This window comes from Candidatus Zixiibacteriota bacterium (assembly GCA_029860345.1).
Classification (GTDB): domain Bacteria; phylum Zixibacteria; class MSB-5A5; order GN15; family FEB-12; genus JAJRTA01.
In genome coordinates, this window is record JAOUBJ010000017.1 from 1 (window position 1) to 12,176 (window position 12,176).

Sequence of the window (12,176 nt, forward strand, 5' to 3'; positions counted from 1 at the left end):
TGCGTAGGTTCTTCTCTGAGAAATCCAATTCTCGCATGGGCATATCCTCCTTGGAAAGCTGTTAAGTGGATATGCCCTATTTCTTTGTCAAAAATCCACCAATTTACACAAGAAAATTTACGCTAACGGCAACTCATGTCATGCTGAGCGCAGTCGAAGCATGAGCGACTTCAGAAGAATTCACCCTTCGACTGCGCTCAGGGTGACAGGGCCAGAAACCCGAAGCTGACTTCCACTAACACCACCGCGCGAATCGCACGAGCCCAACCTGTTGGTTTATCGCCCCTCCGCGGCCATCACCTTCTGCACCCTCGCGATGTGGCGGCCACCGTCGAAGGGAGTCGAAAGAAAAGTCTTGATGATCTCTTCGAGTTGATCCTCTGAAATGTATTTCTGCGCCAAAGTGAGCATGTTGGCGTCGTTGTGCGAACGTGTCAGAAAAGCCATGTCGGGATTCAAGGCCATTCCGGCCCGGATGCCCTTGACCTTGTTGCAAGCCATGTTCATCCCGTTGCCGGTGAAGCAAACAGTGATGCCATAGTCAACCTCTCCGGCCGCCACAGCACGCGCTGCGGCCAGGCCAAAGTCCGGATAGTCAACAGAGTCTTTCGAATTAGTGCCGCAGTCAACAGCTTCGTGCCCCAGGGCTTGGAGAATATTCTTAACCTTTTCCTTGAACTCCAGCCCGGCGTGATCACAGGCCACGGCGATTCTCATCAGGCCGTTACCTTCTCATACTTGGGTACGTGAGTCAACCAGCCGTACTGATCCTCAACCTCACCTTTGACAATTCCAAAGAACGCTTTCTGGAGGGCACGCGTCATCGGACCGGCGACCCCATCGCCGATGGTGATATTATCTACTCTGGAAATCGGCGTGATCTCAGCCGCCGAGCCGGTGAAGAAGACTTCCTCGGCCAGATAGAGAGCTTCGCGGGGGACATTTTGCTCGATCACTTTGATGCCCATATCCTCGGCCAGTCTGATAACCGAACGTCGGGTGATTCCCGGCAGGATCGAGGCCGCGAAGGTCGGCGTTACCAAGGCCCCTTTGCGCACGAGAAACAAATTCTCCCCGGAGCCTTCCGAAACATGGCCATACACATCGAGAGCTATCCCCTCGGAGTAGCCATGCGACAATGCTTCCTGTTTAATGAGCTGGCTGTTCATGTAGTTGGCGCCCGCCTTGGCCATGGCCGGCATGGTGTTGGGGGCGATTCTGTTCCACGACGAAACGCAAACCGAGACACCTTTCTCAAGCGCTTCGGCGCCGAGATACTTACCCCACGGCCAGGTGGCAATAGTCAAATCAACCGGACAGGGTGTCGGATCGACACCCAGCGATTCGTAACCGCGATAGGCGACCGGACGGACATAGCACTCTTCGAGACTGTTAATACCGATAGTATCGAGAATGGCCTGATCGATTTCCTCGGCTGTCCAGGACATCGGCATGCGATAAATCTTGGCCGAGTTCAAAAGCCGTTCGCTGTGGTCGCGCAGCCGAAAACAAGCCGCTCCCTGGGGGGTTTTGTAGACGCGCATACCCTCGAACACCGATGAACCATAGTGGACGACATGCGACAGAACGTGGATCTTGGCCTCGTCCCATTTGATCATCTTTCCGTTCATCCAGATGTATTCAGTTTTGTCAAATGCCATGATTCCTCCGTTTATCTAAAGGTAGCGGTCTTTCTCTGACGAGAAAATACAGCCGCGCTGCGTGAGAATCAACGAAAATCGGCATCCCATAAATGGGTCACATCTGTGTCGCACGCGGTCGCATTCACGAGAGTTTCTCGTGGTGGGCGAGTCTTCAGACTCGGTCACTCGCTTTCGCAAACGGAATCCCGCCGCGTCTGAAGACTCTGCGGGCACCACACGATCAAGCCGTGGTTTTCGCGCTTCGCGGCTCGTGATGCCGGCAAGCAGTGCACTGGGCAGGGCGCGTAGGGCGAGAACCAGGCTTGCCTGCCGTCCCAACAACGTTTCATACGGCCGACCGCGGAACCCGTCACGGTTGGCAGCCTGCCGTAGCGGACTATCCAACAGAACAGCGCGCTCTATGGTAACTCGAAATTGTGTTGCCACCGGGATTGGTGTGGGTTAGGTTTTAACCATGACTTCATTTCAAAGAGCAATGCTGGTTTTTTGTGGTGCTGTTCTGGTACGACTGGCCTTTCATCTTTTCACAGGTTTCACGGGCGATGATGCATTCATAACCTTTCGGTATGCAGAGAATCTCGCCGCCGGAAGTGGGTTCGTGTACAATTCTGGGCAACAAGTGCTTGGGACTTCCTCGCCGATGTTCGCTCTCTTGTTAGCAGCGTTTTCCCTGGCGGGTCTCAAGCCACCGTTTGCAGCGTTGATGGTATCTCTGGCATCATCGGGCGTCACGGCGGTTGTTGTTTATCAGCTCGCGCTCCACATTGGCTTTAAGCAGTTCGCATGGACGCCGACTCTTCTCTACATTCTGTTCCCGCGCTCAGTCTCGGCAGAGAGCTGCGGAATGGAAACGGCGCTTTTTACTACATTGGTAATATCAGCAATCTACTTGTTCAGAACATCACGCTACACCTGGTCACTGGTGCTTGCTTCCCTGGCTATAGTAACACGTCCCGAAGGCTGCTTTGCACTTCTCATTATCATAGTAGCAATTACGTACAAAGAGCGCGGCGTATCGTGGCGAAGGCTCCTACCGCCGGTCCTGATAGTCTCCCCCTGGTTGATATTCTCCGAGCTTTATTTCGGTTCTGTAGTGCCCCATTCCATCCCGGCCAAACTTGCTCTGTACAACCGGATCGGCGTCGACTCGGGTTGGGAGCGGGTGGTCTTTCTCATGGCCTGGCACAATCCGTTTGGATGGGTACTTACCGGGCTGGTCGTGGCCGGTTGTATTTATCTCATGCGTAAACATCAAACCGGACTTTTGGAGATCGCCTGGAGCTTTGGCCTGATACTATTCTATGCGCTATCTCCCACGCACTTGTTCTTCTGGTATGTGGCTCCGATCTATCCCGTGTATCTTATCCTGGCGTCATGCCCACTTCTCAGTCCCAGGCTCCAAGGCTCCGGCACAGATTCGAGCACGGGAAAGGTCGTGATCTACGCCTGTACCTGCCTTGCTCTCTTGATGTTGTTTGCTTCCTGCCGAACTGCTGTTTCCTACAAGGCTCAACAAGAGGTGCTTGACAGTGTTCACAGGGCTATAGGTGGATACTTGCGCAAAAACGCCGACGCAGCCGACCTGGTGGCGGCTGAGGATATCGGTTACATCGGATACTATTCCCGGCTGCGGATACTTGATCGCGATGGGCTGGTGTCACCTGAGGCGGTGGCATATAATAGACGAGGTGAATACGGGGAGTTGATAAGTAGTGTCCGTCCAGAGTGGGTAGTTGCAGGCTTGGAAAGCCCCATATCTGCTTTCACAGCCGATTCCTCATTCCTGCGCAACTACGTTTTGAGCGCGTCATTCTCAGAACGAAGTATAGAGTACTCGGTTTTTCGCTTGGTGGAGTAGCAGGGTAAACCCATTGCTGGTTCTGCCGTTTTTCATCGACGGAACCACTAATCCGCCGCCGCGGACGCCCTACTCAATGTCGTTTGGCTAATCGCCTTTTCGGCACAATCTGTCAGTTACTTTTCTTCCCTGCCCACAAACCGGCAAATCGTCGGGAGCACAATGGCCGCCACGGTGACTTTAATCAAAGCACCGGGCAGGAACGGATAGAGACCCATCTCAAGCATGGCACCGTCCGGAACCATCACACCGAGCCAAGCCAGACCACAAATAAATATGGTGGCCGTACCCACCGTCATGGCGGCTACCGATTTCAAGTAGCCTGAATACCAACCCTTGTCGGAAAGATACCCAACGATATACGCCGCGCCCAGGAATCCGAACAAATACCCACCGGTTGGACCCATCAGTGCAGCCATACCGCTTCGTCCCCCGGCGAAGACCGGCAGACCAGCCATTCCCTCAAGCAAGTAGGCCAGAACAATGGCCGTGCCGCGCACGCGACCCAGCGCCATGGCGATCAACAAGACGCCTAACGTTTGGCCGGTGATCGGCACAGGTGAGAATGGTAAGTTAATCGAAAGATAGGCCGAGGCCACCAGGATCAAATTGAAACTCAATAGTATTGGGACTTCCAACCAGCGTTGGGCCGGTCTGAAAAGGTAGTCGTAACAGGCGATGGTGGCTTGGTTCATGTCGTTTTCTCCGGTTTCTACGGCAGTCTCTTATTATCGGCCTGCAATGTATGCGAGCACCGATCGATTGACAAGAGTTTTACACCCCCGGCGCCACTGAACCGGGGGTGGTATCTCGTATCGAAGGCAATCCGTCTAACATGAATCCCCTATGTCTCTTCCTCACCGATCATTTCACTGGATGTGGTGATCCACTTTCTCCCGCTGCCCGCCGTGCTCACAACATAGAAAATCGGTTTCTCGTTGCGCAATGTATCCGCCAGGTAGACTGCATCTTCCTTCGGCGGAAACCAATTCACGTTCTTCGTTGCCGTTCCGTCCTTGTAATGGAAAATCACCCAAGGCCGATTCTGGTCGAGATCGTACCGAAGCACGTAGTTTAGAATTCTGTAAACCGGCATTTTGACCTCCTGTTCGTGTTTGATTCCACTTACTTCGAGACTTCGCTGTCCGATCAATGATGTAATGAATACCTACGCCAAAGTAGTCCCCGCTTGAACAGCAGTCAACAACTTTGTCTTCGGGAAAGCGAGAGATACCAGATCGAGTCCGGTGCCTGCATATTTCCCTTGCAAGAATCAGATTCATCGTTTTCTTGAGAGTATCAAGGATTCGGGATACCGCCACGGAGGATATCAAAATGAGAATAAGAACAGTTTTCTCTTGTCTGTCAATGACCGCGCTTGTGGCGTTGTCATTATCGAGCGTTGTCGAAGGTCGCACGGACTACGACATAGCCGGGTCGGCAACTGCCCTGATCGCGGTCGACCTTGACGGTGACAGCGCGCTGGACATCGCCGCCGCCGATGGGTCTTCCGGTGCGGTTGCGATCCTGTTCAACAACGGCGATGGTAGTTTTCAGACGCCCGTCTACATCGCAACTGCGCCCGGCACCAATTCGATAGCCGCCGGGTATCTCAACCCGGATAGCTTTGTCGACCTGGCTGTCACCAACTCAAGTGATGGTTCAGTTTCGATCCTCTATGGAAACGGCGATGGCAGTTTTCAACCGGTCCAGACAATCGTCACGTTGGAAAGCCCACACTCGATCGTAATAGCCGATTTCTACCTGGATGGCCGTCCCGACCTCGCCTTTGCCGCGGGTAACGTAGCGACATCCTGTTTGTGTTTGCGCTTCAACGACAACCTGGGCAGTTTTGAGGCAAATGCGCAGTACGCACTTGATACCGATGCGTTGGAGGTCCTGGCCGGTGACTTCAATGGTGACGACACGGTCGATGTGGCCGTACTCCACCGCCATTACTGGGGTGGGATTCCATCGCACGACCCGGTATGGATCAGATTGGGCAATGGCAACGGCTCCTTCCAGGATGCAACCTACCCGCCCGGCTTGATGATGGCCAGCACTATGGCCGTGGCCGACATAGATTCGGACACCGATCAGGATCTGGTAGTCGGCGTCGATGACTGGGATGTCTGCATGGGAGCGATGTTGACGCTCGAAAACGACGGCAGCGCTAGTTTCTCAACCGGTGTGATTGGCGCCTTCTTCTGGGATCAAGCCAGATCATTGACACCGGTCGACTTCAACAACGACGGTGGCATGGATTACCTCGTTGCCCTGACCTGCGATACGATTGGACGCATTAATCTCTACATGAACTACTTTGACACAACGTTGTACGAGCCGATCAAACTGGTCGACGCCAACTACGCCTCCTACGATGTCATCGCCGCCGACCTGGACAACGACGGTGATTTCGACATAGCATCGGCCAACGGTGACATTGCCGTGTTTGAAACCCAGAAAACCGGCGACCCCTGCTGTCGCGGTATCCGTGGCAATATCGACTACGATGCGAACGATCAGATCAACATCGCCGATATCGTGGCTTTGGTCGACTACATGTTTACAGGTGGACCCAACCCGCCATGCACCGGGGAAGCCAATGTCAATGGCGACGGCGTCGGTGAGAGTGAGCCGTGGGACATCAACGACCTTATCTACCTAATAGACTATATGTTCGGCGGGGGTCCACCCCCACCGCATTGTGTGATCTTTGACGAATAGGTTGCGGCTGTTTAGATCGTCCGGAACGTCATCTTGAAGGGCGCCGCAGGGTTTCCGTTTTTGTCTTTGAAGTTCTTGAAGTTTGAAGAGTTGATCCAAACCACATATTCCCGACCACTCTCCAGGCTGACCGGCAGGATGTTCCTGGTGAGGTCTTCATTGTAGTAAGGCTGGCCGGTCATCGTGGGGAAACTGTTTTTGTCTTCATAGACCCACGACCAGTTTTGGTCCATCATTTCCTCGTTGAATACAACAGCGATTTCCGTCAGAGTGGGATCAACCTCCATACTGCCGTTCTGGGGAAAAGTACTGACCACGCGCGGTGGATCTGTGTCACTCTGGGCGCACATCATGCAAGAGAACAAAAGTAACACCGTAAGTATGAACAAAGTTGCTTTTTTCATCCGTATCTCCTCGACGTTTGGGGATAGCTTGAGTTCTGCATCTTCCCTCTTTGGTATATGTATCTGTATCGGCATGCTTCTGCTCGGAATGCAGTATGGCAGAACCGCCTCTGGTTCTGCCATACTTCGGTGGGTGGCACCCCTCAAGCCTCGCTTGGGAGTGGTGATGAATCAATTACTTGCGCTTCGCGGCTTGTGACGCCATCAAGCCGTGCACTGGGCAGGGTGCTTAGCGCGAGAAACAGGCTTGCCTGCCGCCCCAAACAAGCAGGCTGGGTCGCAATGGCACGTTCCTCCGGTTCCTGCGTTCGCCGAAGGCGAGCGTGTGAACCGGAGGTTTCAAAGGCTGCTCTTACACAACGCCTTGGTAAGAGTCGCAGGGTCACATTTCCGACTTCGTCGAGATCGGGACCCTGCGAAACCACATTATGACACAGCCTCAAGGTTTGAGACAGCCACCCATAATCGTCCTGGCGAAGACGGGCCCACCCTACCTCATTGGTAGTAAAGGCCGGGCAAGTATAAACTTGCCCGGCCTGGGTTGTTTAAGGATTGAGGTTCGGAACCTGAAGCCGGCCTACAACCCGAACATCGTTTCGACCAGTAGAATCAGATCCGCTATATCGACAACCTGATTCCTGTCCATGTCGATTACTTCCAAAACCAGCGGCGGCGGACCACCGGCGAAGAAGTACTCAACCACATAGACCAAGTCTGAAATGTCGAGCGTTCCGTCAAGATTCGCATCTCCCGGAATGTGGCCAATCATCACTACCGAACCATCGACACTGAAGGAATCGGCATCGTTAAATTGACCCGAAACCGTGTACGTCTGGACAGTAGTGTCGAACAACGGCCCGTAGCCTAGAATCAGCTCTTTCATCGGAACAGTCAGGTGTAATGGTGGACCAAAGAATTCAGGATGCACAGGTAGTATCGAGTTGGATACGGCAGCTATTGTGGTGTTCACCAGAACTGTCGCTGTATCGATCATATCTGTGGTGTGACCGTCGATAAAATCGCCCACGTACACCGAGGCTGCTAACGGATCAACAGCATAGGCCCAGTAAACGTAGATAGTATCCGGTTGTATCGTCGTTCTTGCCGCAAGATCGTCCGATATCCGGTTGCGTGTAGTGTTGGTTATGACCGGTGCGTTGAAATCGAAGTAGATAGCGGCCCGGTTCTCTATAACGGTGCCGTCGGGAACACCGTCTCGCGGCGCCGCATCGTAAGTCAGAAAACCGTGACTGCCTGGTTCGCTGGTGTTGCTGTCGGGCAGCAGAATGTTATCGAAAGTCCACACCAGTTCCGTTCCAACCAGGTTGAACGTATACGGGTGACTGCCGGCGCCGATTTTCAGCGACGCAGGATCGATATCACTATCCAGGCTGTCGCGGACGATGACGGTGAAGGCAGTATCGGTGCCCACATTCTGGAAGTTCACCTGGTAGCGAAGGGTATCGATCCGACGGATCAGGCTATCGGGCCCAAAACCCGCTGGCGTCACCAGTTTTTCATTGGGATCGTAGGAGCCACGAACCGTCTGTGCCTCGGAGTCGGTGTTGTCGTCCTGATTATCGTCGCCGATAAGCGGATGGACCTCGGCCGTTGATATCAGTATGGTTCCCAAATCGATATTGACCGGTATCTGGGCCTTGGTCCACATCCACCTGGTCTCACCCGGCGCCATTGTTCCCAAAGGCCAGCTTACGGTGTGTGTGCCCGCAGCATAAGCGCTGTCCGGGCTGCTTTCCAGATGAGTCAATTGCGATGGTAGCTTCAACTGTACCGTTGCGTTGGCGACGGGCACGGTGCCGTGGTTCTTGCAGGTGATTCCGTAGAACTTCTGAAAACCCGGCCTGGCCGGTCCGCCGGCGACATCAACGGTCAAATCCTGGATATTGGCCAAGGCACGACCGCCGAAGTCCTTATCCAGGAATGTTTGCCCCGCGGTCAGCGCGATCACATGGGTTCCCGGAGATAGTGGGCATGTCTGAACCCAGTTCGGTGGCGGGACAACACTAACGGTGTATGTGTTGGGCTGAAGGAAGCTGAAGAAGTATTCTCCGTTGGCATCTGAAGTGGTGGCCAAGCCGCCCGGTTCCAGGGTAACTGTCCAACCAGCCAAACTGTCCTCGGTGGCATCCCAGGTACAGTCATCGTCAACGTCGTCAAACACGCTCCCGGCTATGGTTCCCAGACCTTCGCAGACATTGAAGCGGCGCGCCGTATTGTCCAGGTAACTTATTCCGTCGGCGTTACCACCGGCGCCGTCATAGTCGATTCCTTCGTGGTCGAACCGCCCCACCAGAGCGTAGCTTATCCCGTCTCCTTTGTTGGCTCCCGCCGTGGCCGGTGCGCCGCCAAAACCATTGGAACCGCCCGACGCGTCGCCAGTTGTCCATTGCATGTCACCATAGCTGAAAGCCACGTTTTTGTCGAGGCCGACTATGGTATCGGTTCCATCTGTAATGATAACCTCGAAGGTGGACAGTTTCTCGGCATGGCTTCCAAAGTAACCCACACGATCCCAGATAACTGTGAGACGATGGGGTTCGGAGCGATAGTACACCACACCGCCGCTGTCGTTTCGGGTGTCGACATCACCCCAGAACGGTGCAATCATACCGAATCCCGAAATAGGGAAACCTGATGGACTGTACTCGAAATATGGGCCTTCAAAGGACAGGTTGCCATTGTTGTTTATGTAGAGTTCATTGAGCTCCGTCCCATAGAAACAGAAGGGAAATGACAACGGTATGAGAGGACTTGAGCCGTCGTCGTTACGATAGAGTGGCGGTGTGCCGTTGGTGAACGGCACAGCTGAGAACCTGGGCCACTGGAGCCAGGTAATGGCATAGTCTTGTGTGGTTCCACTTGCTCCCGCAACGGTGGGGGCGGATACCCGGATTTTCCATTTACCCGCGACAGGGTCCTTGACCACCACTTGTTCGACATTGTCGCGGTCGTTAACCCCCTGTGCGGCGTTGTTGGACGGATTGGCCGGATCGAGAGTCAACGGCAAATACTCGGTTCCGTTCGGATCGATCAACTTTAGATTGAGATTGTTGACAAGCGTCGGATTCGCATTGACGGCCGCTTCTTCATCGGAATAGGCCAACATAACCCGAAGGGTGTCGGTGTGGACCAATACATCGAGATTCCATTCATCGGTGGAGTCCTGAGCAATCTGGTATTCCCGCCAGGCCATTCCTTCCAGGGTTTTCACTGCCTGAAGCCCGTCAGCTTTGCCGTAACCATATTTATAGTCGGGGCCGGGATTGCCAAGTTCTTTGGCCGTGTTGAGTATGATGGACTTAATCAATTCCGGAGAGGGATTGGTACTGTCCTTCAGCTCACGGTAGCGATCGATCAGCAACGCGCTCAGGCCAGAGATGGCCGGTGCGGCCATTGACGTACCGTTTTTGCTGCCATATAAGTTGTTGGGTAAAGTCGAGACCACACTCTGACCGACGGCTGTGATTTCCGGTTTCAAGCGCCCGTCATCAGTGGGTCCCCAGTCGCTGAATTGGGTCATGCCGTCGGACTTATTAATGGCCCCGACGGTAATGATGTTTTTAGCGCCCGCCGGTGGGGAAATTGAGGAATACCCCCCGGGTATAGTGATACCACAGATTCCGTCGTTTCGGTAATTACCTGCTGCGAATACAATCAAAAGGTCTTGATCTCGGGCCAACTGGTCATAGTCATCTGATCCTGAATCATAGTCGCCGAAGTCTCCGCAGTTTGCAGCAGTTATCGTAATGGCCCATGAATTCTGGGAGATCAGAATGTTATCGTTAGTCACACCGGCGAGCATCTCGGCGGGTATATCTCCCTGGAAGTCCCAAGAGAATATGTTGGTAGAGTCGGCCATGCCTCTAAGCGAGTCGTTCGATGACAAGGCTCCGTCACCGGCCATGGTGCCAGCGACATGGGTGGCATGATCCAGGAGGTTTTGCGAGTAACCGCCGGCGTTGTCCCTTATCGTCAATCTCCCGGCAAATCCATTATGAGCCTGGACCGGACCGCCGTCCCAGATTCCGGTATTGAACCCGGTGCCGTGAAGGAGGTAGGGCGACGCCTGGATTGCCGTGACATTGATACTATCACGCGAAACATCATTCTCAATTGTGGGTGGAGGAGCGATCGGAGCGACCCACATGACCCACGGAAAAGCTGAAACCTCATTGACCCGGGCTTCATTGAGGCGAATGGTAACGCGATTGAAGTAACTCGAACCGCCGATGATCTCGGCGCCCCGGTCCCGCATGATTCGCTCGACTTCAGCTATCGGGACGTCCGGCATATAGCGCACGATGAGGTCGAATTTGCCTTCGACGGGTTTCGCCCACTCGCCCACTGTCTTGTTGCGAATGGAAGCTGCCTGTTTGTCGGCGATTTCCAGTTGAAACAGCGCCCGGACCTGAAAGTCCGTTAGTTGTTGTTCCGACAGGCGAGTGTCTACAGAGGCGAAGTAGGCGTTTTCCGGAAGGTACTTGTGCAGGGTTATACCGCCGTCGCTCAGGCGTTCCCGTTCGTCACCGGACGGAATACTTTCGAACTGTATCACGCAATGAAGTACGTCGGCCAGCACCTTATCCCCCGGCTGGCCGCTATCGTTTACCAGTCTGGTGAACGCGGTGATGTCCGCCTGTGGTACAAAGTTTCTGCTCTTCAGTTTGATTTCGAACGAGTTGCTTTTCTTGGATCCCGACATGGCACTCGTAACCGGTCGCATCTGGGGCGGCTCAAGCCTCGTAAACGAAGCATCCAAAGGAATGAGTAAGCCGGCCGTCCGCTCAAAGGCATCCGGATCGATTGTGTTGTTCTCGAGTTGCCGGGGTGTGAGCGGTTTAACCTGATCGGGCTGAGGGAGCTTACCCTGCGCCTTCAGTTTTTGATAGGTTTCCTCACTCATGGCGGAACGATCGATCTTGTCCGCGGACTTCTGTGGGTCCGGGCCTGCCGAAGTGACGACAGCAACGGCCAGCCCCAGTACCAGGACAGCCACGATCATGAAAGTGAACTTAGCGTTGAGCATGTTGAACATGCCTCCTTCGTGAATAGGTTTACGCGTCCATGTAATCTCTAACCACGCAGTCCCCACCGGATATAAGACATTGGGAGGTCCCACCCTTGGGCAAAACTCAGAACCTCTGTCGAACCGGAACAGACCTGCCGATATAACCCGGAGCACATCGATCTACGGCAACCGAATCCTTCGCGGACTGGTCCAACGGGACCAGTCTTCCCATAAGGCTTAGTCGCGGATGTTCGAGGGCATTGCCGTACATGACTGCGCTACTCGCCAAACACGGGAGCAGCGAATTGCTCTTGCTGCAATTCTCAGCACGTGATACGTGGAGAACATGGAGCGTGTTGGTGATTGTTTTGAGCTAATCGCAGGAAAGAGTAGATCGCATCGGGCGCCGACAGATTTCACATGCAAGACTCAACAGCGGCCCCAGCCTGGTGTCCCTCCACAACAACGATCGAAACCGAGTAGTCTCGTGCAAA

8 protein-coding genes are annotated in these 12,176 nt (G+C 54.0%); 2 read left to right on the forward strand and 6 right to left on the reverse strand.

Going from position 1 to position 12,176, the window contains the following annotated elements:
- Nucleotides 1–276: 276 nt before the first annotated feature.
- Both rpiB and OEV49_15090 read right to left on the reverse strand, forming a co-directional pair.
- Entirely contained in the window at nucleotides 277–717 is a 441-nt protein-coding gene (rpiB, locus tag OEV49_15085) for a ribose 5-phosphate isomerase B (GenBank protein ID MDH3892396.1), read from the reverse strand.
- Nucleotides 717–1,661, reverse strand: a complete 945-nt coding sequence (locus OEV49_15090; GenBank protein MDH3892397.1) for a branched-chain amino acid transaminase — start codon at nucleotides 1,659–1,661, stop codon at nucleotides 717–719. Before OEV49_15090 ends, rpiB begins: the two co-directional genes overlap by 1 nt.
- Nucleotides 1,662–2,118: 457 nt before the next feature.
- Here OEV49_15090 and OEV49_15095 point away from each other — a divergent pair, with 457 nt between their 5' ends.
- On the forward strand, nucleotides 2,119–3,522 hold the full coding sequence (locus tag OEV49_15095; protein MDH3892398.1) for a hypothetical protein: 1,404 nt from the start codon (nucleotides 2,119–2,121) through the stop codon (nucleotides 3,520–3,522).
- A 116-nt stretch (nucleotides 3,523–3,638) separates the two neighbouring features.
- Here OEV49_15095 and OEV49_15100 read toward each other — a convergent pair whose 3' ends face one another.
- Together OEV49_15100 and OEV49_15105 are read right to left on the reverse strand one after the other, a co-directional pair.
- The gene (locus OEV49_15100; protein ID MDH3892399.1) at nucleotides 3,639–4,217 is read right to left on the reverse strand and encodes a biotin transporter BioY; all 579 of its coding nucleotides are present in this window, start codon (nucleotides 4,215–4,217) and stop codon (nucleotides 3,639–3,641) included.
- A 149-nt stretch (nucleotides 4,218–4,366) separates the two neighbouring features.
- Nucleotides 4,367–4,618 carry a hypothetical protein gene (locus tag OEV49_15105; GenBank protein ID MDH3892400.1) on the reverse strand — a complete coding sequence of 84 codons (252 nt, stop codon included), beginning with the start codon at nucleotides 4,616–4,618 and terminating at the stop codon, nucleotides 4,367–4,369.
- A 239-nt stretch (nucleotides 4,619–4,857) separates the two neighbouring features.
- Between OEV49_15105 and OEV49_15110 the strand changes: the two genes are divergently transcribed.
- Nucleotides 4,858–6,249 carry a VCBS repeat-containing protein gene (locus OEV49_15110; protein ID MDH3892401.1) on the forward strand — a complete coding sequence of 464 codons (1,392 nt, stop codon included), beginning with the start codon at nucleotides 4,858–4,860 and terminating at the stop codon, nucleotides 6,247–6,249.
- Between the two features lie 11 nt (nucleotides 6,250–6,260).
- On the opposite strand, the gene OEV49_15115 is transcribed toward OEV49_15110, so the two are convergent.
- Nucleotides 6,261–6,653: an Ig-like domain-containing protein gene (locus OEV49_15115; GenBank protein MDH3892402.1), complete on the reverse strand. Its 393-nt coding sequence runs from the start codon at nucleotides 6,651–6,653 to the stop codon at nucleotides 6,261–6,263.
- Between the two features lie 577 nt (nucleotides 6,654–7,230).
- Complete coding sequence (locus tag OEV49_15120; protein ID MDH3892403.1) at nucleotides 7,231–11,700, reverse strand: S8 family serine peptidase; 4,470 nt, start codon at nucleotides 11,698–11,700, stop codon at nucleotides 7,231–7,233.
- Nucleotides 11,701–12,176: the final 476 nt, after the last annotated feature.